General features: G+C 78.7%; 4 protein-coding genes. 1 reads left to right on the top strand and 3 read right to left on the bottom strand.

Annotation, left to right across the window (positions count from 1 at the left end; genetic code table 11):
* Positions 1-22: 22 nt before the first annotated feature.
* Complete coding sequence (locus IH44_RS0124135) at positions 23-607, top strand: ATP-binding protein (protein WP_232795061.1); 585 nt, start codon at positions 23-25, stop codon at positions 605-607.
* 77 nt (positions 608-684) lie between these two features.
* Here the strand turns inward: IH44_RS0124135 and IH44_RS0124130 are convergent, their stop codons facing one another.
* The 3 genes from IH44_RS0124130 to IH44_RS0124120 all read right to left on the bottom strand — a co-directional run bounded on the left by IH44_RS0124130 (position 685) and on the right by IH44_RS0124120 (position 23,417).
* Entirely contained in the window at positions 685-921 is a 237-nt protein-coding gene (locus tag IH44_RS0124130; RefSeq protein WP_030461796.1) for a hypothetical protein, read from the bottom strand.
* Positions 922-1,161: 240 nt separating this feature from the next.
* A complete protein-coding gene (locus IH44_RS0124125) occupies positions 1,162-8,757 on the bottom strand; it encodes a non-ribosomal peptide synthetase (protein ID WP_030461795.1) in 7,596 nt (2,531 codons plus the stop codon).
* Positions 8,754-23,417, bottom strand: coding sequence for a non-ribosomal peptide synthetase (locus tag IH44_RS0124120; protein ID WP_030461794.1), 14,664 nt, complete (start codon positions 23,415-23,417; stop codon positions 8,754-8,756). Before IH44_RS0124120 ends, IH44_RS0124125 begins: the two co-directional genes overlap by 4 nt.
* Between the last annotated feature and the right edge of the window lie 68 nt (positions 23,418-23,485).

Genomic DNA, 23,485 nt, shown 5'->3' with positions numbered 1-23,485 from the left:
TCGGGGCTGGCAGGATGGGGAGGTGACGGACCGTCCCCGCAGTGCCTCCGAGTCGGTCGTCCGGGTGCCGGTCGGGCTCGTCGTCCTGGTGGGGCCGCCGGCGGCGGGCAAGACCAGCTTCGTTCGGGAACTGGTCGCGGGCGGGCGGATCGATGTTGGCGCGGTGGTGTCCAGTGACGAGATCCGCGCGGAGCTCTTCGGCGCCGCACCGGGGGGAGCGGACTCCGACGCCGCGGACGCGCGGGTCTTCGAGGAACGGGACCGCCGGATCGCGGCCAGGCTTGCCGCCGGACACAGCGCGGTCGCCGAATCGACGAACGTCACGCCGCAGGCACGTGCCCGGCTCCTCGACCTGGCCGGGCGCTTCGGCGTCCCGGTGACCGTGCTGCGGTTCGACCCGGAGGTCGCCGACCTCCTCCGGCAGTACACCGAGCGGGGCCGCACCGACCTCACCGCCGCGGACGTCCGCGCCTACGCCGCGGTCATGAGCCGGGACGCCGGTGCCGACCGGCTCCGGGCCGAAGGCGCCGCCGCCGTCCACGACGTCCCGGGCCGGCGCGACGGGGTCACGCCCGCCGCGGCCGCCGCCCGGTTCGTCTTCGGCTGACACGTCCGCCCCCCTCGGCCCGGGGCGGGTCCGGTGGCTCGGCGGAAGAAGCGCCGGCTCGGCCGGGAACCACTGACTCAGCGGAGAACCACGGAGAGCCGCGCCGGGCCGGTCGGGGTGGTGGTGTCGCAGAAGTAGGTGACGGCCTGCTGGCTGTTCACGTACGCCTGGCCGGCCGTGTTGCAGGCGGCGGCGGTGGGGTAGATGCCGACGTAGGTGTAGGTGGCCGCCTGGGCGCCCGGGGCCGCGGCCAGGGCGGCGCCGGCCACGAGACCGGCCACGGCGACGGTGGAGAACGCCTTGCGGATCGACATGGGTCTTCCTCTCGACGGCGAGCGCCGGGCCGGTGCCCGGCGCTTCGCCGAAGAGCATGCCCCGAGGGCGGTGGCGGAACAATGGTCGAGACCAATTCCGACCGGAAGCGGTGGGGCGTTCCCGTGACGGTGCACGTCAACGGCCTGCCTGTCGGGCTGACGATCATCTTCCGGACAGATCTTGCACTGTCCGGAACCTGACAGGCCGTCCGGCCGCCCCGCCGGGGCGGTGCCGGGCCGTCAGGCGGCGTCCGGGGCGGGGAGGAAGCCGGTGGTGCGGAAGTAGGACAGGTAGCGGACGAGGACCTCCTCGGTCAGGGGGGCGGGGTGGACGCCGAGGCGGGCCGCGGCCTCGGTGGTGCGGTGGGAGTCGAAGCGGCGGGCCGCCGCGGGGTCCGGGGCGGGGCCGCTCTCACCGAGGAGGAGTTGGGCGGCGTTGTCGTGGCGGGCCGCGACGGCGGCGCGCCACTGGTCGGCGGGCAGGGTGCGCAGGCGGTAGCCGAGGGTCCCGGCGGCGGCGAACACCCGGTCCAGGCCCGGGGGTTCGGGGTGGGTGAGGTGGAAGGTGCCGGAGCCGGACGGGGTGGCGAGGACGAACGCGGTGATCGCGGCGCTGACGTAGTCCACCGGGACCCAGCCGGTGGAGCCGGGCGGCAGGTCGGGGACGGCTCCGGCCTGGAGGCAGCCCTTGATCAGCTGCCAGAGCAGGTCGCGGTCCTGGCAGGCCCCGGTGGCGGTGTCGCCGCTGATCCGGCCGGGGCGGTGCACGGTGACCGGCAGGCCGCGTTCCCGGGCCAGGGCGACCAGGCCCTCGGCGACCCACTTGCTCTGCGCGTAGCCGTCCGGCAGCGCCTCGACCGGGCCCGCCGGGGTGTGCTCGGTGACGGTGGCCGGGCTGCCGGTCGCCGGGTGGACGCCGGTGGTCGAGACGTGGTGCAGGCCGGGGGAGCGGGAGTCCGCCAGCAGGCGCAGCAGCTCCTCGGTGCCCGCGACGTTCGCACCCCGCAACTCCCGGTACCCCGCCGCGAAGTTGACCCGGGCCCCGTTGTGCACGACCGGCCCCAGCCGGCGCAGCAGCGCCGCCCGCGCCCGCGGGTCGAGCCCCAGCCCGGGCGCAGCGAGGTCGCCGGGCACGGGGCGCACCAGGTCCCGGTAGCGCTCCCGCCACAGCCCGTACCGCCGCAGGTTCCGTTCCAGCCGCAGCGCCCCGTCCCGCTCGTCCGCCGCCCGCACCAGGCAGTCCACCGGCCCGCCGGTCGCCTCCAGCAGGTCGCGCAGCAGGAACGCCCCGAGGAACCCGGAGGCACCCGTCAGCAGCGGTACGGGCGCGGGCAGGGCGGTCCGGGGCCGGGCGGTGCCGGTGATGTCGGGGGCCAGCCGCACCTCGGCGGCCCAGTCCACCCCCTCCGCCCCCGCCCCCGCAGCGGACCCGGGCGCGGGCCCGTCCAGCAGGCGGGCGACGCCCTCCGGGGTCGGGGCCGCGAACAGGGCGCGCAGCGAGAGGCGGTGGCCGCAGCGCTCCTCGATCCGCTGGGCGAGGGCCACCACCAGCAGGGAGTGGCCGCCGGAGGCGAAGAAGTCGTCGGTGGCGGCGACCTCCGGCAGGCCGAGGGTCTGTGCGAACACCTCGCACAGCACCCGTTCCCGCTCGGTGCGCGGCCCCCGCCCGGCGGCGGCCGGGCCCTCGGGGGCGGGCAGCGCGCGGCGGTCGGTCTTCCCGTTGGGGGTCAGCGGCAGCGCGTCCAGCCGGACGTACGCGGCGGGCACCAGGTGCCCGGGCAGCACGTCCGCCAGCCGGGCCCGCAGTTCGGCGGGGTCGGTCAGGGCGCCGTCCGGCCCGTCCGGGACGGTGTACGCGACCAGCCGCCGGTCGCCCGGCCGGTCCTCGCGGACCACGACGCAGGCCGCCGCGACGCCCGGCAGCGCGGTGAGCGCCGCCTCCACCTCGCCCGGTTCGATCCGGAAGCCGCGCAGCTTGACCTGCTCGTCGGCGCGCCCGACGTACTCCACCTGCCCGTCGCGGCGCCAGCGGGCCAGGTCGCCGGTGCGGTACATCCGCGCGCCGGGCGCCCCGGCCGGGTCGGCGACGAAACGGGACGCGGTCAGGCCCGGGCGGCCCAGGTAGCCGCGCGCCAGGCCCTCGCCGGACACGTACAACTCGCCCACCACGCCCGGCGGGACGGGCGACAGCCGGTCGTCCAGGACGCGCACCCGGGTGCCGTCCACCGGGACGCCGATCGGCACCGCCCGGTCCGGCTGCTCCCCGGCCGGGAGGGCTCCGGCGGGCCGGAAGCCGCTCATGGTGGCGCAGACCGTGGTCTCGGTGGGGCCGTACGCGTTGACCAGGAAGCGCCCCGGGGCCCAGGCGCGGGCCAGCGCGGGCGGGCAGGTCTCACCGGCCAGCACCAGGGTGGTCCCGGCGGGCAGCGACTCGGCGGGCAGCACGGCGAGGGCGGCCGGGGGCAGGGTCAGGTGGGTGATGCCGTGCTCGCGGACCCGGGCGGCCAGCGCCGGGCCCGGCAGCAGCGCCTCGCGGGTGTCGAGCTCCAGGCAGGCGCCGGACAGCAGGCCCATGCACAGCTCCCAGAACGCGGCGTCGAAGCTCACCGACGCCAGTTGCAGCACCCGGCTCCCGTCCCCCGCCCGCAGCCGCTCCCGCTGGGTGCGGGCCAGCGCCGCGATGCCCCGGTGGGTGACCACCACGCCCTTGGGCCGCCCGGTCGAGCCCGAGGTGTAGATCACGTACGCGGGGTGGGCCGGGTCCACCGCGGGCTCCGGCCCCGGCGGCAGGTCCGGAGCGCCGCCGGCCGCGTCGGGGTACAGGTGCGGCACCGCCGAGTCCGGCAGGCCCGCGTGCACCTCGGGCGTGGTGAGCAGCAACCGGGGCGCGGCGTCGGCGAGCATGTACGCCAGCCGGGCCGCCGGGTAGCCCGGGTCGAGCGGCAGGTAGGCGGCCCCGGCCCGCAGGACGGCCAGCAGGGCCACCGCCAGGCCGCTGTCGCGGGGCAGCGCGACCGCGACCCGGTCCTCGGGGCCGACGCCCAGCGCGGTCAGCCGGCGGGCCAGCGCCCCGGCGCGGGCGTCGAGCTGACGGTAGGTCAGGGTGGTGCGCGGGTCGCGGACGGCGGGCGCGTCGGGCGTGCGGCGCAGCTGCCGGGCGAACAGCTCCGGGAAGGCGGCGGGCGGCTCGGCCCGCGGACCGGTGCCCCAGCGCTCCAGCCGGGCCCGCTCGGCCGGGTCGAGCACCGGGTAGGCGTGCAGCGGCAGGCCGGGGTCGTCGGTGACGGCCCGCAGCAGCCGCACCAGCCGCTCGGCCAGCGCCCGGACGGTGTCGGCGTCGAACAGCGCGGTCGCGTAGTCGACGCTGGCGAGCAGGCCCCCGGCGCCGTCCGGAGCCGCGCCGTCCGGCGCCGCGCCGTCCGGGGCCGGGCCGTCCGGGGCCGCGACGAAGGTGAAGGACAGGTCGAACTTGCTGGCGCCCAGGTCCACCGGCACCGGGCGGACCGTCAGCCCGGGCAGTTCGGCGGGCGCGGCGGGGGAGTGGTTCTGCAGCACCAGCATGGTCTGGAACAGCGGGTGGTGGTCGGCCCGGGCCGGGTTCAGCAGCTCGACCAGCCGCTCGAACGGCACGTCCTGGTGGGCGTACGCGGCCAGGTCGAACTCCTTGACGCGGTCCAGGAGTTCACGGAACGTCGGGTCCCCGGACAGGTCGGTGCGCAGCACCAGCGTGTTGACGAAGAAGCCCACCAGGTCGGTGGTCGCCTCGTCGGTGCGCCCGGCCACCGCGGTGCCCAGCGGGACGTCCTCGCCCGCGCCGTGCCGGTGCAGCAGCAGCGCCAGCGCGGCCTGCAGCACCATGAACTCGCTGCACCGCGCGGCCCGGGCCAGCGCGGTGATCCGTCCGGCGGTGGCGGCGTCCACGGTGAAGTGGTGGGTGGCGCCGTCGTGCCGGGCCCCGGCCGGGCGCGGCCGGTCGCAGGGCAGCTCGATCCGCTCGGGCAGGCCGGCCAGCGCCCCGCGCCAGAACGCCAGTTGACGGGAGGCCGGGGAATCCGGGTCGTCCTCGGCGCCGAGCAGCTCGCGCTGCCACAGCGTGTAGTCGGCGTAGTCGACCGGCAGCGGCGCCCAGCCGGGGGCGCCACCCGCCAGCCGGGCCCGGTAGGCCGCGCCCAGGTCGCGGAAGAGCGGCGCCAGCGAGGAGCCGTCCGCGGCGATGTGGTGCACCACCAGCACCAGCACGTGCGCGTCGGCGGCCTCCCGCAGCAGCACCACCCGCAGCGGGACCTCGCGCTCCACGTCGATCGGCTCGGCGACCGCCGCGGCCACCCGGTCCGCGCACTTGCCCGGCTCGACGTCCTCCACCGCGAACGGCAGCCGCACCTCGGCGCCCGGCACGATCCGCTGCACCGGCCCCGACGCGGAGCCGGGCCCCGACGGCCCGTCAGGCCCCGACGGGAAGACGGTGCGCAGCGCGGCGTGCCGTTCCACCACGTCGTGGCAGGCCAGCCGCAGCGCGTCCACGTCCAGCGGCCCGTCCAGGCGCACCGCGAACGGCACGTGGTAGGTCGCGGACGGGCCGTCCAGGCGGTGCAGGAACCACAGCCGCTGCTGGGCGGGGGAGAGCGGCAGCCGGGCGGGCCGCGGGCCGCGGCGCAGCGCCGGGCGGGCCGGGCGCCCGGCGTCGCGCAGGGCCGCGGCGAGCGCCGCGACCGTCGGGTGCTCGAACAGGGTGCGGATCTGCGCCTCGGTGTCCAGCGCGGAGCGGATCCGGCCCACCAGCAGCGTCGCCAGCAGCGAATTGCCGCCCAGCGCGAAGAAGTTGTCGTCCGCGCCGACCCGGGGCAGGCCCAGCGTCCCGGCGAACAGCCCGGCCAGGATCTCCTCCCGGCCCTCCAGCGGCGCCCGGCCGCCGGTCGGCGCGGCCGCCGCGGGGGCGGGCAGCGCGGCCCGGTCGAGCTTGCCGTTGGCGGTCATCGGCAGGGCCTCCAGCACCACCACCGCCGAGGGCACCAGGTACGCGGGCAGCCGCCCGCCCAGGTACCCGGCCAGCGCCGCCGGGTCCGCGGTCCGGCCCGCCGCCGGAACGGCGTACGCGACCAGGGCCCGGTCGCCCGGCCGGTCCTCGCGGACCACGACGCAGGCCGCCCGCACCGACGGGTGGGCGCGCAGCGCCGCCTCCACCTCGCCCGGCTCGATCCGGTGGCCGCGCAGCTTCACCTGCTGGTCGGCCCGCCCCACGTAGGCGACGCTCCCGTCCGCGGCCCGGCGCACCAGGTCGCCGGTGCGGTACATCCGGGAGCCCGCCGGGCCCGCCGGGTCGGCGACGAACCGGGCGGCGCTCGCTCCGGGCTGCCCCAGGTAGCCGCGGGCCACGCCCGGCCCCGCCAGGTACAGCTCGCCCTCCGCGCCGTCCGGCACCGGCCGCAGCGCGCCGTCCAGCACCAGGGCGCGCACCCCGTCCAGCGGCCGCCCGACCGGCGGCGCCCCGGCCGGGGCGCCCGCGGCGGGCACCCGGTGCAGCAGCGCGAAGGTGGTGGCCTCGGTCGGCCCGTACGCGTTCAGCACCCGGGTGCCGGGGTGCGCGGCCGCCAGGCGCTGCAGCACCCCCGGCGCGGCCGCCTCGCCGCCGCAGGCCACCAGCCGCAGCAGGCCCAGCGCGCCCGGGTCGGTCTCGGCGACCACGTTGAACAGCGCCGTGGTCAAGAACGCCGCCCGCACCCCGTCCCGCTCCACCGCCTCGCGCAGCGCCGCCGGCTGCAGCACGCCCTCCGGCGCCACCACCACCCGGCCGCCGCGCAGCAGCGGCACCCACAGCTCGAAGGTCGCCGCGTCGAACACGTACGCCGAGTGCAGCAGCACCGCCTCGCCCGCGCCGTCCCCGTCCCAGGTCCGGTCGGCGGCCAGCGCGGCCACGTCCGCGTGCGTGACGCCCACCGCCTTGGGCAGGCCGGTCGAGCCGGAGGTGAACATCACGTACGCCAGCCGCCGCCCGCCCGCCGGGGCGGGCAGCGCGCCGGGCCGCTGCGGCGCCCCGGCCAGCACCCGGCCCGCGCCGTCCACGGTCAGCACCCGCACCCCGGGCCCCAGCGCCCGCACCCACGGGTGCCCGGCGTTCGCCCCGTCCACCACCAGCAGCCGCGGGGCCGCCGCCGCGGCCACCCGCTCCAGCCGCTCGGCCGGCCAGCGCGGGTCCAGCGGCACGTACGCGCCGCCCGCCCGCAGCACCGCCAGCGGCGCGCTGACCTGCGCGGCCGACCGGCCCAGCAGCAGGCCCACGCCCTCCTCCGGGGCCACCCCGAGACCGGCCAGTGCCCGCGCCAAATCGTCGGAGACATCGGCGAGTTGACGGTAGGTCAGGTGCTCGCCCGCCCCGGCCACCGCGACCGCGTCCGGCCGCTCGGCCGCCCGCCGGGCCACCGCCGCCGCCAGGTCGGTGTCCTCGACGCCGGCCGGCAGCGCCGCCCCCGCGCCCCGGGCCAGCAGCCGCTCCCGCTCGCCCGCCAGCAGCACCGGCAGCGCGTCGGCCCGCCCCGCCAGGCCCCCGCCCAGCGCCTCCAGCAGCTGCCGCAGCCGGGCCACCGTCCGCTCCGCCCACGGCCGCTCCAGCACCGAGGGCCGGAAGGCGAAGGTGATCCGCAGCGTCCGGCCCGGCGCCACCGTCAGGGTCAGCGGGTAGTGCGCGGCGTCGCTGCCCGCCATGCCGGTCACGGCCAGGCCCGGCAGCGCCCGCCCGGCCGCCCGCAGGCCCTCCTGGTCCAGCGGGTAGTTCTCGAACACCAGCAGGGTGTCGAACAGGGCGTCCAGGCCGGTGGTCGCCGCGATGTCGGTCAGCCCCACGTGCTGGCTGCCCAGCAGCGCGCCCTGCTCGTCCTGCAACCGGGCCAGCAGCGCCGCCAGGCCCTCGCCCGGCCGCACCGCCAGCCGCACCGGCACCGTGTTGATGAACAGGCCGACCATCGACTCGACCCCGGGCAGCTCCGGCGGCCGCCCCGACACCGTCGTCCCGAACAGCACGTCCGAGCGGCCGGTCAGCCGCGCCAGCAGCAGCCCCCACGCGCCCTGCACCAGCGTGTTCAGCGTCAGCCGGTGCGCCCGGGCGGTGGCCCGCAGCCGCTCGGCGGCCGCCGCGTCCAGCTCCAGCACCAGCGTCTCGGGCAGCTCGCCCGCGCCCGCCGCCCCGGCCGCCGCCCGCCCCGCCAGCAGCGTCGGCGCCTCCACCCCGGCCAGCGCCGCCCGCCAGGCGTCCAGCGCCGCGCCCCGGTCCTGCCCGGCCAGCCAGGCCAGGTAGGAGCGGTACGGGGCGACCCGGGGCAGCCCGGCCGCGTCGCCCCCGCTCCCGTACAGCTCGAACAGCTCGCGCAGCAGCAGCGGCACCGACCAGCCGTCCAGCAGGATGTGGTGCGCGGTGATCACCAGCCGGTGCCGGTCCGGGCCGGTGCGCAGCAGCGCGAAGCGCATCAGCGGCGGGGAGGCCAGGTCGAAGCGCCGCACCCGGTCGGCGGCCAGGAACTCCCGCAGCCGCCCCTCCACCGCGGCCGCCCCGCCCCCGTCGGCCGCCAGGTCCTGCTCGTGCAGCGGCACCGGCACCTCGGCCGCCACCGCCTGCACCGGCTGGTCCAGGTCCTCGTGCAGGAAACCCACCCGCAGGTTGGCGTGCCGCCGCAGCAGCGCGCCCAGCGCCGCCCGCAGCACCCCCGCGTCCACCCCGCCCTCCAGCGACAGCACGAACTGCGAGGTGTACACGTCCACCGCCTCGGCGTCGTACAGCGCGTGGAAGAGCATGCCCGCCTGCAACGGCGTCAGCGGCAGTACGTCCTCCAACTGGAACCCGGTCATGCGCGTCCACCCCACTTGTTCTGCAGTCGGTCGAGTTGGGCCTGGTCCAGCGAGACCAGGGGAAGGTCGGACGGCGTCCAGCCGCCCGCGTCGGGCTGCGCGGAGTGCTCCGCGACCGCCCGCAGCGCCCGGTCGAAGGCGTCCGCGAGCGCCGCCACGTCCGCCTCCCCGAGCAGGTCGGCGACCCACGTCCAACGGGCCGTCAGGCGCGGGCCGTCCGGCCCGTCCTCGGTGTGCGCGTTGACGTCCAGCACGTGGTGCACCGGCATGCCCGGGTCCGCCGGAGCCGGCGCGCCGCCGTCCGGCAGCACCTCCCAGTCCGCCGCCGGGCCGTCGCCGGGCGCCGGGTGGCGGCCCAGGTAGTTGAAGCCGATCCGCGGCCCGGCCCCGCCGGACAGCCGCCCCCGGGCGGCCGGGTCCAGGTGCCGCAGCACCCCGTACCCGACGCCGTGGTCCGGCACCGCCCGCAGCTGCTCCTTGACGTTCTTCACCGCCCGGTCCACCAGCCCGGCGTCGAACCGGCCCGGCGCCCGCGGGTCCAGCGGCCCCGGATCCAGCAGCACCGGGTACAGGCTGGTGAACCAGCCCACCGTGCGCGACAGGTCCAGCCCCTCGACGAGCTGCTCGCGCCCGTGGCTCTCCAGGCCCACCAGCACCCCCGCCCGCCCGTCCGACCCGGACCGCTCCGCCCGCCAGGAACGCACCGCCAGCGCCAGCGCCGTCAGCAGCACGTCGTCCACCCCGGCGTGGAACGCCTGCGGCGCCGTGGTCAGCAACTCCCGGGTGCAGCCGGCCGCCGGACGGGTGGTCAGCGACCGGGTCCGCCCCGCCGTGTCCCGGGCCGGGTCCAGCGCCCGGGCGCCCAGCGGCGGCTGCTCGGCCCGCGCCACCGCCTCCCACCGCGGCAGCTCGCCCGCCCGGGCCCCGGCCGCGCCCTGCTCCGCCAGCAGCCGCGCCCAGGCCCGGTACGAGGTGCCCACCGGCGGCAGCACCGCGTCCGGCTCGCCCGACACCGCCCGCCAGGCGGTCGCCAGGTCCTCGACCAGGATCCGCCAGGACACCGCGTCCACCGCCAAGTGGTGCACCAGCAGCAGCAGCCGCCCGCGCGCGGACGGCCCCGCGTCGCACCACACCGCCTCCAGCACCCCGCCGTGCGCCGGCCGCAGCCGCCCCCGGGCCCGCTCGCCCTCGGCGGCCAGCACCTCCCGCACCCGCGGCTCGGCCAGGCCCGCCACGTCCAGCCGCACCAGCCGCGGCCCGACCGGCACCGCCCCGCGCGGCAGCGCCTCCAGCGCCGCCGCACCGTCCGCGGCCCGGGTCACCCGCACCCGCAGCATGTCGTGGTGGTCGACCAGCAGCTGCAGCGCCGCCGCCAGCCGCTCCCGGTCCGCCCCGGCCGGGGTGCGCAGCACCGCGGACTGGTGGTAGCCGTCGGTGGGGCCCGGCCGGTCCAGGAACCAGGCCGCGATCGGGGTCGGCGGCATGGCGCCCGTCCCGTCCCCGGCCGCCGCCGCGGGCACCGCGCCCGCCGCCCGGGCCACCTCGGCCACCGCCCGCGGCGTCCGGTGCAGGAACACGTCGCGCGGGGTGACCAGCAGCCCCGCCTCCCGGGCCCGGCTGACCAGCTGGATCGACAGGATGCTGTCCCCGCCCAGCGCGAAGAAGTCCTCCTCCGGCCCGACCTCCGGCACCCGCAGCACCCCCGCGAACACCTCGCACAGCACCCGCTCCGGCCCGGCGGCCGCGGGCTGCCCCGCCCCGCCTCCGCCCCCGGCCGCCGCCGCGACGGGCCGCGGCGGATCGGGCAGCGCCCGCCGGTCCGCCTTCCCACTGGGCAGCAGCGGCAGCTCCGCCAGCCGCACGAACACCGCCGGCACCAGCGCCGCCGGCAGCACCTGCGCCAGCCGGGCCCGCAGCTGCGCGTCCCCGGGCAGCGCGGCGCCCGCCGCGGGCACCAGGTAGGCCACCAGCCGCTCCGCGCGCACCAGCACGCAGGCCGCGCCCACCCCGTCCAGCGCGGTCAGCGCCGCCTCCACCTCGCCCGGCTCGATCCGCAGGCCGTGCAGCTTCACCTGGTCGTCGTCGCGCCCCAGGTAGCGCAGCAGCCCGTCCACGCCCCGCCGCACCAGGTCGCCGGTGCGGTACATCCGCGTCCCGTCCGCCGCGAACGGGTCCGCCACGAACCGGGACCCGGTCAGCGCCGCCCGCCCCAGGTAGCCGCGGGCCAGACCCGCGCCCGCCAGGTACAGCTCGCCCACCGCGCCCGGCGGCACCGGCCCCAGGGCGTCGTCCAGCACGTACGCCCGCAGGTTGTCCACCGGACGCCCCAGCGGCACGCCGCCCGCCCCGTCCGCCTCGGGCCGCCAGCGGTGCGCGGTGGCGTCGATGGTCGCCTCGGTCGGCCCGTACAGGTTGTGCACCTCCACGCCCCAGGCCCGCGCGGCCCGACCGGCCAGCGCCCCGGTCAGCGGCTCGCCGCCGCACAGCACCGCCCGCAGCGCGGCCGGCGCCGCCTCCCGCTCCGTCTCGCCCAGCACCAGCGCCAGCAGCGACGGCACGAACTGGGCCACCGTCACGCCCTCGGCGCGCATCCGGGCCAGCAGCCCGGCCGGGTCGTGGTTCAGCTCCGGCGGCACCGGGCAGGTCGCCCCGCCGTGCAGCAGCGGCAGCCAGGTCTCCCACACCGAGGCGTCGAAACTCGGCGAGGTCCGGGCCAGCACCCGGTCCGCGCCGGTCAGGCCAAGGTGCCCGGCCAGCCACGCCATGTGGTTGACCAGCCCCGCGTGGGTGACCAGCACGCCCTTGGGACGGCCGGTGGAACCCGAGGTGTGGATCACGTACGCGGCGTCCAGCGGCGCCGGATCCGGCAGCGGCACCTCCGGGACCTCCCCGGCCCCGTCCGGCGCCAGCACCGGCAGCTCCGGCAGCTCCGGCAGCGCCGCCGGGGCCAGCAGCAGCACCGGCCGGGCGTCCTCCACCACGAACCGCAGCCGCCCCGCCGGGTACTGCGGATCCAGCGGCAGCCACGCCGCGCCCGCCTTCGCCACCGCCAGCATCGCCACCACCTGCTCCGCGGTGCCCGGCATCGCCAGCGCCACCACGTCCCCGCGCCGCACCCCGCGCCCGCGCAGCCGCCGCGCCAGCGCGTCCGAACGCGCGTCCAGCTCCGCGAAGGTCAACGACGCCGCGCCGGCCCGCACCGCGAGCGCGTCCGGAGTGCGCGCGCACTGCGCCCGGAACGCCCCCGGCACCGACCGCTCCGCCACCGCCCGCACCGGCCCGCGGGCCGCCTCGGCCAGCGCCGCCCGCTCCGCGCCGTCCAGCACCTCCACCGCGCCCACCCGCAGCCCCGGATCGGCCGCCAGCACGCCCAGCAGCCGCACCAGCCGCTCCGCCAGCGCCCGCGCCGTGGCCGGCTCGAACAGGTCCGCGGCGAACTCCAGCGTCCCGTCCAGCCCCAGCGGGCGGCCCCGCCCGTCCCGGCGCTCGGCGAAGGTGAAGGTCAGGTCGAACTTGCTGATCCCGGTGCGCACCGGCTGCTGCGCCACCACCAGCCCCGGCAGCTCCAGCTCCGCCCCCGCGTTGTTCTGCAGCGCCAGCATCACCTGGAACAGCGGGTGGCGGCTCTCGGTCCGCTCCGGCTCCAGCGCGTCCACCAGCCGCTCGAACGGCACGTCCTGGTGCGCGTACGCCGCCAGGTCGAACTCCCGCACCCGGTCCAGCACCTGCTCGAACGTCGGGTTCCCCGACAGGTCGGTGCGCAGCACCAGCGTGTTCACGAAGAAGCCCACCAGCTCGTCCAGCGCCTCGTCGGTGCGCCCCGCCACCGGCGTGCCCAGGGCGATGTCCTCGCCCGCGCCGTGCCGGTGCAGCAGCACCGCCAGCGCCCCCTGCAGCACCATGAACAGGCTGCAGCCGCGCGAACGGGCCAGCGCGTCCAGCGCCCGGTGGGTGTCCGGGTCCACCGGGAAGGCGAACGCGTCGCCCCGGTGCGAGGCCACCGCCGGCCGCGGCCGGTCCACCGGCAGCTCCAGCACGTCCGGCAGCTCCGCCAACGCCTCCTCCCAGAACGCCAGCTGACGCGCCGCCAGCCCCGCCGGGTCGCCCTCGTCGCCCAGCAGGGCGCGCTGCCACAGCGTGTAGTCCGCGTACTGCACCGGCAGCTCCGCCCAGCCCGGCGCCCGCCCCGCCGACCGGGCCCGGTACGCCGCGCCCAGGTCCCGGGACAGCGGCGCCAGCGACCAGCCGTCGCCCGCGACGTGGTGCACCAGCAGCACCAGCACGTGCGCGTCCGGCCCCAGCCGCAGCAGCCGGGCCCGCACCGGGCGCTGCACCGCCACGTCGAAGGCGTACGCCGTCTCGGCCGCCAGCACCGCGTCCAGCTGCGCCGGGTCCACCTCCCGCGGCGTCAGGTCCACGTCCGCGCCCGCCGCGTCCAGCACCCGCTGCGCCGGCACGCCCCCCGCCTCCGGGAAGACCGTGCGCAGGCTCTCGTGCCGCTCCACCACGTCGGTCAGCGCCCGGCCCAGCGCCGCCGCGTCCAGCGGCCCGTCCAGCCGCAGCACCAGCGGCACGTTGTACGTCGCGCTCGGCCCCTCGAAGCGGTGCAGGAACCACAGCCGCTGCTGCGCGTACGACAGCGGCAGCGGATCGGGCCGCTCGGCCGCCCGCTCCAGCCGGGGCCGCTCGGCCCGCGCCCCGTCCAGCGCCGCCGCCAGCGCGGCCGGCGTCGGGTGCTCGAAGACCGTCCGCACCTCGGTGTCCACGTCCAGCACCGAGCGCAGCCGGGCCGCCAGCCGGGTCGCCAGCAGCGAGTGCCCGCCCAACGCGAAGAAGTCCTCGTCCGCGCCGACCGACGCCCGGCCCAGCAGGTCCGCGAACAGCCCGCACACCAGCTCCTCGCGGGCCGTGCGCGGCGCCCGCCCCGCCCCGGCGCCGCCGCCCGCCCCGTCCCCGGGCACCGGCAGCGCCGCCCGGTCCACCTTCCCGTTCGGGTTCAGCGGGAACGCCGCCAGCAGCACCACCGCCGCCGGCACCATGTACCCCGGCAGCACCCGGCCCACCGCCCGCGCCAGCTCCGCCGGCCGCGGCGCGGCCCCGGCCGCCGGGACGACGTACGCCACCAGCCGCCGGTCGCCCGGCACGTCCTCGCGCACCAGCACGAACGCGTCCGCGACCTCCGGCAGCGCCGCCAGCACGCCCTCGATCTCGCCCGGCTCCACCCGGTAGCCGCGCAGCTTCACCTGCCCGTCGGCCCGGGCGACGTACGCCACCTCCCCGTCCGCCGTCCAGCGCACCAGGTCGCCGGTGCGGTACATCCGCGAGCCGTCCGCCGCGAACGGGTCCGCCACGAACCGCTCCGCGCTCGCCCCCGGCCGCCCCAGGTAGCCGCGCGCCACGCCCCGGCCCGCCAGGTACAGCTCGCCCACCACGCCCGGCGCGACCTGGTTCAGCGCCGCGTCCAGCACGTGCAGCCGCATCCCGTCCAGCGGCCGCCCGATCGGCGGCGGCCCGGCCGGCAGCCCGGGGGAGACCCGGTAGCGGGTGGCGAACGTGGTCGTCTCGGTCGGCCCGTACACGTGCAGCACCGCCGTGTCCGGCGCGGTCGCCGCCACCCGCTGCATCGCGTCCGGCGAGGCCAGCTCCCCGCCCGCGCACACCACCCGCAGGCCCGCGAACGCCCCCGGGTCGGTCTCGGCCACCACGTTGAACAGTGCCGTGGTCAGGAACAGCGCCGTCACCCCCTGCTCGTGCACCGCCACGTCCAGCGTCCGGGCCTCCAGCAGCCCCGGCGGGGCCACCACCACCCGGCCGCCGTTCAGCAGCGGCGCCCAGACCTCGAACGTCGAGGCGTCGAAGACGTACGCCGAGTGCATCAGCACCGCGTCCACCGCCCCGTCCGCCCAGGCGGCGTCCGCGGCCAGCGCCGCCACGTCCGCGTGCTCCACCCCCACGCCCTTGGGCAGGCCGGTCGAGCCCGAGGTGAACATCACGTAGGCCAGCGCCTCCGGGCCCGCCACCCGCCCCGGGCGCCCCGGCCGCGGCGGCGCGCCGCGCAGCACCCGGCCGCACCGGTCCAGCACCACCACCGGCAGGCCCCGCTCCGCCACCCACGGCGACCCGGCCCCCTCCTCGTCCACCAGCAGCAGCCGCAGCCCGGCCACCTGCGCCACCCGGTCCAGCCGCTCGGCCGGCCAGCGCGCGTCCAGCGGCACGTACGCCGCCGCCGCCCGCACCGCGCCCAGCGAGGCCGTCACCTGCGCCGCCGACCGCCCCAGCAGCACCCCCACCCGGTCCTCCGGACCCAGCCCGTGCCCGGCCAGCACCCCTGCCAACTCCGCCGACAGCCCGTCCAGTTCGCGGTACGACAGCACCTCGCCGCCGTCCACCACGGCCGGCGCGCCCGGCGAGCGCCGCACCTGCCGCTCGAACAGCGCGGGCAGCGTCCCCGCCACCGCCGAACCCGGCCCCGAGGGCAGCTCCCGCGCCGTGCCCCAGCGCGACAGCCGCAGGTGCTCCCCGGCCGTCAGCAGGTCGTACCCCGACAGCCGCCGGTCCGGCTCGGCCGCCACCAGCTCCAGCAGCCGCACCAGCCGGGCCGCCAGCGCCTCGGCCGTCGAACGGTCGAACAGCGCGGTGGCGTACTCCAGCCCCGCGGCCAGCCCGCCCGCCCCGGCGGCTGCGGCGCCGACCGCCCCGGCGTTCCCGGCGGCCCCGGTGTCCTCGGCGAAGGAGAAGGTCAGGTCGAACTTGCTCAGCCCGTTGTGCACCAGCCGCTGCTCCACCGCCAGCCCCGGCAGCTCCGGCCGCCCCGCCCGCTGGTTCTGCAGCACCACCACGGTCTGGAAGAGCGGGTGGTGGTCCCGGGCCCGCACCGGGTTCAGCTCCTCCACCAGCCGCTCGAACGGCACGTCCTGGTGCGCGAACGCCGCCAGGTCGAACTCCCGCACCCGGACCAGCAGTTCACGGAACGTCGGATCCCCCGACAGGTCGGTGCGCAGCACCAGCGTGTTCACGAAGAACCCCACCAGGTCCGCCAGCGCCTCGTCGGTCCGCCCCGCCACCGGCGCCCCCAGCGGCACGTCCTCGCCCGCCCCGTGCCGGTGCAGCAACGCCGCCACCGCCGCCCGCAGCACCATGAACAGCGTCCCGCCCGCCGACCGCGCCAACCCCAGCAGCGCCGCGTGCAGCGCCGGCGGCACCTCGAACTCCACCACCGCCCCGCGCGGATCCGCCACCGCCGGCCGCGGCCGGTCCCACGGCAGCTCCACCAGCCCCGGCAGCCCCGCCAACGCCCCCCGCCAGTGCGCCAACTGCTCCCGCAGCAGCGCCCCGTCCTCCCGCAGCAGCTCGCGCTGCCAGCACGCGTAGTCCGCGTACTGCAACGCCCGCCCCGCCGACGGCTCCGGAACGCCGCCCGCCAGCCGGGCCCGGTACGCCGCCCCCAGGTCCCGCACCAGCGGCCCCAGCGACCAGCCGTCCCCCGCGATGTGGTGCAGCACCAGCACCAGCACGTGGTGCTCCGGCGCCGCCCGCAGCAGCCGCACCCGCAACGGCGGGTCCACCAGCACGTCGAACGGCTCGCCGACCGCCGCCAGCACCGCCGCCTCCAGGTCCTTCGGCGCCGTGCTCTCCACCGGCGGCCGCGGCACCGCCACCGCCGCGTCCAGCACCACCTGGTGCGGCACCCCGTCCCGCTCCGGGAACACCGTGCGCAGCGACTCGTGCCGCTCCACCACGTCCAGCAGCGCCCCGCCCAGCGCCTGCGGGTCCAGCGCGCCGCGCAACTCCAGCACCAGCGGCAGGTTGTACGCCGAACCCGGCCCCTCCATCCGGTTCAGGAACCACAGCCGGCCCTGCGCGAACGACAGCGGCACCGGACCGGACCGCTCCACCGCCCGCACCGGCGGCCGGGCCGCCCCCGCGCCCGGCTCCAGCACCCGCGCCAGCGCCGCCGCCGTCGGGTGCTCGAACAGCGTGCGGACCGCCAGCTCCGCCCCCAGCACCGACCGCACCCGGCCCACCACCCGCATCGCCAGCAGCGAGTGCCCGCCCAGCTCGAAGAAGCCCTCCTCCGGCCCGACCCCGTCCCGCTCCAGCACCTCCGCGAAGATCCCCGCCAGCAGCTCCTCGCGCACCGTGCGCGGCGCACGCCCCGCCCCGGCGCCCCCGGCCCCCTCCGCGGGCACCGGCAGCGCCGCCCGGTCCACCTTCCCGTTGGGCAGTACCGGCAGCGCCTCCAGCACCACCACCGCCTCCGGCACCAGGTACCCGGGCAGCACCCCGGCCAGCGCCCCCCGCAGCGCCTCCGCCGCCACCCCCGGCGCGACCGCGTACCCCACCAGCCGCGGCCGCCCCGGCACGTCCTCCCGGACCACCGCGCACGCCGCCGCCACCCCCGGCAGCGCCCGCAGCGCCGCCGCCACCTCGCCCGGCTCGACCCGGAACCCGCGCAGCTTCACCTGCTCGTCGGCCCGCGCCACGTACTGCAGCAGCCCGTCCGCGCCCCAGCGCACCAGGTCCCCGGTCCGGTACATCCGCGAGCCGTCCGCCGCGAACGGGTCCGCCACGAAGCGCTCCGCCGTCAGCCCCGGCCGCCCCAGGTACCCCCGGGCCAGGTTCGCCCCCGCCAGGTACAGCTCCCCGGCCACCCCCGCCGGCACCGGCCGCAGCCGCCCGTCCAGCACGTACGCCCGCATCCCGTCCACCACCCGGCCGATCGGCACCGAGCCGCCCGCGACCGGCCCCGCCACCCGGTGCGCGGTGGCGTCGATGGTCGCCTCGGTCGGCCCGTACAGGTTGTGCACCGCCACCCCCCACCGCCCCGCGACGGCCTCGGCCAGCCCCCGGGGCAGCACCTCGCCGCCGCACAGCACCGCCCGCAGCCCGGCCGACGGCCGCCCCGCCCCGTCCCGGCCGCCCCCCTCGCCCAGCACCAGCGCCAGGTGCGAGGGCACGAACTGGGCCACCGTCACGTCGGAGCGGCGCATCCAGTCGAGCAGCTCGCGCGGCTCCCGGTTGGCCCCGGCCGGGGCCACGCACACCTCCGCGCCGCAGGTCAGCGGCAGCCACAGCTCCCACACCGAGGCGTCGAAGCTGGTCGAGGTCCGGGCGAGCACCCGGTCGTCCGGGGTCAGCTCCAGGTGCCGGGCCAGCCACGCCATGTGGTTGGCCAGCGCCAGGTGCGGGACGACCACGCCCTTGGGACGGCCGGTCGACCCGGAGGTGTAGATCACGTACGCGGCCTCCGCCGGACCGACCGGACCGCCGCGGTCCGCCGGGGCCGGCGGCAGCGGGGCGTCCAGCGCGAGGCGGGGCACCCCGGCCGCCGCCGCCGGCACCGCGGCCGGGACGTCCGGCCCGGTGAGCAGCAGCGCGGGCCGGGCGTCCGCCAGCATCTGCCCGATCCGCGCGGCCGGGTAGCCGGGGTCCACGGGCAGGTAGGCGGCGCCCGCCCGCAGCACCGCGAGCATGCCCACCACGGCCTCCACCGAGGGTGCCGCGGCCAGCGCCACCAGCGCGCCCCGCCCCGCCCCGCGCCCGCGCAGCACGGCGGCCAGCGCGTCCGCCCGGGCGTCCAGCTCGGCGTACGTGAGCCGGGTACGGGCGTCCCGGACGGCGGGCGCGCCGGGCGTGCGGGCCGCCCACCGGGCGACCTGCTCGGGCACGTTCAGCACGGGCAGCGGACGCTGCTCGCCGCGCCCGCCCGCCAGCAGCCGCTCGCGCTCCGGCCCGGTCAGCGGGTCGAAGTCCCCGACCGCCCGGTCGGGGTCTGCGACGGCCACCGCCAGGACCCGCGCGAACCGCTCCGCGAGCGCCCGCGCCGTCCCCGGCTCGAACAACTCGGCGTCGTACTCCAGGTGCCCGCCCAGCCGAACCGTTCCGGCAAGCACCCCCGAAGCCCCGGCCCCGGCCCCGGCTTCCGTTTCGGCCCCGGCCCGGGTCTCGGCCTTCTCCCCGCCCCCGGCCCTGATCTCCGCCTCGGCCCTGATCTCCGCTCCGGCCCCGGCCTTCGCTCCGCTCCTGGCCCGGGTCTCGGCTTTCTCCCCGCGCTTGGCCGCAGCCCCGCTCTCGGTCCCGCTCTCGGCTCCGCCCCCGTTCTCGGCCCCGCCCCCGGCTTCCGTCTCGGCCCCGACCCGGGTCTCGGTCAGCGAGAAGGTCAGGTCGAACTTGCTGGTCGTCGGCGTCCCGGACAGGTCCCGCACCGTCACGCCGGGCAGGTCCAGCTCGGGTGCCCGCTGGTTCTGCAGCACCAGCATGGTCTGGAACAGCGGGTGGTGGCCGCCGGAGCGGTCCGGGTTGAGGTCCTCCACCAGGCGCTCGAACGGCAGGTCGGCGTGGCCGAACGCGGCCAGGTCGAACTCCCTTACCCGGCCCAGCAGTTCACGGAACGTCGGATCCCCGGACAGGTCGGTGCGCAGCACCACCGTGTTGACGAAGAAGCCGACCAGCTCGTCCAGCGCCTCCTCGGTGCGCCCGGCCAGCGCCGTGCCCAGCGGGACGTCGGTGCCCGCGCCGTGCGCGTGCAGCGTCACCGCGAGCGCCGCGTGCAGCACCATGAACGGCGTGCAGCCGCTCTCCCGGGCCAGCCGGACCAGCCCGGCGTACGCCTCGGCGGGCAGCTCGAACGGCACCGCGCCGCCCCGGTGCCCGGGAACCGCCGGGCGGGGGCGGTCCAGCGGCAGCGCCACCGGCCCGGGAAGGTCGGCCAGCGCCCCGCGCCAGAAAGCGAGTTGACGGGCCGCCAGGGACTGCGGGTCGTCCTCGGCGCCGAGCAGCTCGCGCTGCCACAGCGCGTAGTCGGCGTACTGGACGCGCAGCGCGGGCCACTCGGGCGCGCCGCCGCCGGTCCGGGCCCGGTAGGCGGCCGCCAGGTCTCGGCACAGCGGGGCCAGCGACCAGCCGTCGGCGCCCACGTGGTGCAGCACCAGCACCAGCACGTGCCGCTCCGGGCCGGTCCGCAGCAGCCGGGCCCGCACCGGCAGGTCGGCGGTCAGGTCGAAGGGCGCCCCGGCCGCCTGCCGCACCGCCCCCGCCACCCAGCCGTCCCCGTCCGCCGCAGAGCCCCTGTCCGTGTCGCCCTCGACGACCTCCAGCGGCACCCGCGCCGCGGCCTCCGCCGCGTCCAGCACCACCTGCCGGGGCACGCCGTCGCGCTCGGCTAGCACCGTCCGCAGGCTCTCGTGCCGGGCCAGCACGTCCGCCAGCGCGCCGCTCAGCGCCGCCGCGTCCAGCGGCCCGTCCAGGGCCAGCACCAGCGGCACGTTGTAGACGTCCCCGGCGCCCTCGGAGCCCTCGGCCCGGTTCAGGAACCACAGCCGCCGCTGCGCGAACGACAGCGGCAGCGGATCGGGCCGCTCCGCCGCCACCAGCGCGGGCCGCCCGGCCCCCGCCGGGCCGAGCACGGCCGCCAGCGCGGCCACCGTCGGGTGCGCGAACACCTCGCGCAGCCCCACCTCGGCACCCGTCGCCGCCCGGATCCGGGCCACCAGCCGGGTCGCCAGCAGCGAGTGCCCGCCCAGCGCGAAGAAGTCGTCCTCCACCCCCACCGCGGGCACCCCGAGCACGTCCGCGAACAGCCCCGCCAGCAGCTCCTCGTACGGGGTGCGCGGCGCGCCGCCCCCGGCGGGGGCGAGCGGCGGCGCGGGCAGCGCCCGCCGGTCCACCTTGCCGTTGGCGTTCAGCGGCAGCGCGTCCAGCAGCACGAACGCGCCCGGCACCGTGTACGCGGGCAGCACCCGGCCCAGCGCCCGGGCCAGCGCCGGGCCCTCCACCCGGGCCCCGGGCTCCGGCACCACGTACGCCACCAGCCGCGGGTTGCCCGGCACGTCCTCGCGCACCAGCACCCGCACGTCCCGCACGCCAGGGCTCGCCAGCAGCGCGTTCTCCACCTCGGCGGGCTCGATCCGGAAGCCGCGCAGCTTCACCTGCCCGTCGGCCCGCCCCGCGTAGTCGACGTCCCCGTCCGCCGTCCAGCGCACCAGGTCGCCGGTGCGGTACATCCGCGAGCCGTCCGCCGCGAACGGGTCCGCGACGAACCGCCCGGCGGTCAGGCCCGGCCGGCCCAGGTAGCCGCGCGCCACCCCCGCCCCGCCCACGTACAACTCGCCCACCACGCCCGGCGGGACGGGACGCAGCGCCGCGTCCAGCACGTACAGCCGCCCGCCGTCCAGGGCCCGGCCGATCGGCGGGACCCCGTCCGCGCCGGGCCGCACCCGGTGGCGGGTGGCGAAGGTGGTGGTCTCGGTCGGCCCGTACACGTGCAGCACCGCGGTGTCCGGCGCGGCCGCGGCGATCCGGCCCATCACCCCGGGGGCGGCCGCCTCGCCGCCCGCCGCCACCAGCCGCAGGCCCGCGAACGCCGCCGGGTCGGTCCGGGCGATCTCGTTGCACAGCGCCGTGGTCAGGAACAGCGCGCTCACCCCGTGCCGCTGCACCGCCACCCGCAGCCCGGGCGCGTCCAGCACTCCCGGCGGGGCGACCACCACCCGGCCGCCGTTCAGCAGCGGCGCCCAGATCTCGAACGTCGAGGCGTCGAAGACGTACGCCGAGTGCATCAGCACCGCGTCCACCACCCCGTCCGCCCAGGCTGCGTCCGCGGCCAGCGCCAGCACGTCGGCGTGGCTCACCCCGACGCCCTTGGGCAGGCCGGTCGAACCCGAGGTGAACACCGTGTACGCCAGCCGCCCGCCGGGCACCGCCCCCGGCAGCGGGCCGGGCCGCGGCGGCGCGCCGTCCAGCACCGCGCCCGACCGGTCCACCACCAGCACCGGCAGCCGCCCGGCGGCCCCCACCACCCAGTCCGTCCCGGCCGCCGCCGCGTCCACCACCAGCGCCCGCACCCGGCCCACCCCGGCCACCCGCTCCAGCCGCTCGGCCGGCCAGTCCGGGTCCATCGGCACGTACACCGCGCCCGCGGACACCGCGCCCAGCGAGGCCGTCACCACCGCGGCCGAACGCCCCAGCAGCACCCCCACCCCGTCCTCCGGGCCGACCCCGTGCCCGGCCAGCGCCCCGCCCAACCCGGCCGCCAGCCGGGCCAGTTCCCGGTAGTCCAGCACCGCGTCGCCGTCCACCACGGCCGGCGCGTCCGGGCCGGCCGCCGCCCGGGCCGCGAACGCCGCCGCCAACCCGCCCGCGGCCGCCGGCCCGGACGCGGCCGGGTCCGGCAGCGCGGCGCCCCGCCCCTGCTCCACCAGCCGCCGGGCCTGCTCCGCGTCCACCAGCGGCAGGCCGTCCACCGCCGCGTCCGCGTCCGCCGCGGCGAACGCCGCCAGGAAACCGGACACCGCCCGCTGGTGCAGCCGCACGTCCTCGGGGTGGTACAGCCCCGGGTCAGTGTCGAAACCGATCAGCGGCCCCGTCCCCTCGGCCCGCTCGGCGACGAACAGCGACACGTCGTCCACCGGGCCGATCGACAGCACCCGGGAGGTGGCCCGGCTGCCCGCGAAGTCCAGGCCGTAGTCGTAGCCCATGACGTTCACCACCAGGTCGGTCAGCCGCGCCCCGCCGTCCGCCAGGTTCAACGCGCGGGCCAGCTCGGCGCGCGAGAAGCGCCGGTGCCGCAGCGCGCCGCGCATCTCCGCGGCCACCGCCCGCACCAGGCCGCCCACCGTCGCCCCCGGCTCCACCGCCAGCGGCAGCGGCAGCACGGTGGCGGTCATCCCCACCGCCTCCCGGAACCGGCCCGGCCGCCCGTGCGAGGCCAGTCCCAGGCACACCTCGGACCGCCCGGCCACCCGCGCCGCGTACGCGGCGACCGCCGCGACCAGCACGGCGCTCCAGGTGGTGCGGTGCTCGGCCGCCAGCCGCCGCAGGCCCTCGAACACCGGCAGCGGCACCGTCCCGCCGGTGTGCAGCGCCCCGCCCCCGCCCGCCGGGGCCCCGTCGGTGCGCCGGCGCAGCGGCGTGCCCGCGCCGCCGTCGGTGCGCCGCCGCAGCAGGGTGCCCGCGCCGGCGTCGGCCGGACGGTCGGCGAACCGGCCCACCCAGTACGCCCGGTCCGCCGCGTACTGCTCCGAGGCCCGGTAGGCCGCCTCCTCCGCCACCAGCGCCCGCAGCGGCCCGCCGACCGGCCCCGCCACCTCGACCGGCCCCGCCCCGCCCGCCGCCCGGGTGTACAGCTCGGCCACCGCCCGGGCCACCACCGCGCCGCTCAGCCCGTCCATCGAGATGTGGTGGTAGCGGACGTACCAGTAGTGCAGTTCGGGCCCGAGCCGCAGCAGCGCCCAGTGGTGCGAGGGCGCCGCGAGGTCGTCGACGGCGGCCATGTCCCGCGCCATGTACCGCTCCGCCGCCGCCACCGGGTCCGGCTCCCCGCCCAGGTCCACCCGGCGCAGCCGCTCCCGCACGCCCTCCGGCCGCACCACCCGCTGGCGCACTGCGCCGTCCCGCTCGACCAGCACCGCGTTCAGGCTGTCGCAGTGGTGCACCACCCGGTCGACCACCGCGGCGAACAGCTCCTCGTCGAGCCCGCCGCGGATCTCCAGGCACTCGCCGATGTTGTACTTCGCGCTGTCCGGGTCGACCAGCTGGCCGTACCGCACCCCCTGCTGGGCGGCGGTCAGCTCCAGCAGTTCCGGCAGCTCCTCCAGTGGTTCCGGCAGTTCCGGCAGTTCCGGGGCGGTTTCGGGCGACGGGACGGGACGGTATTCAGACATGCCGACGACACCTTCGGTGGGGGTTTCCAGCGACGAATGGGAACGGCCGCGGGAACGGCCGACCGCGC

The organism is Kitasatospora sp. NRRL B-11411 (assembly GCF_000721345.1).
In the GTDB taxonomy this organism is placed as follows: domain Bacteria; phylum Actinomycetota; class Actinomycetes; order Streptomycetales; family Streptomycetaceae; genus Kitasatospora; species Kitasatospora cineracea.
Note: the sequence above shows the minus strand (reverse complement) of the source record. Positions and strands in the feature narration are given on the sequence as shown.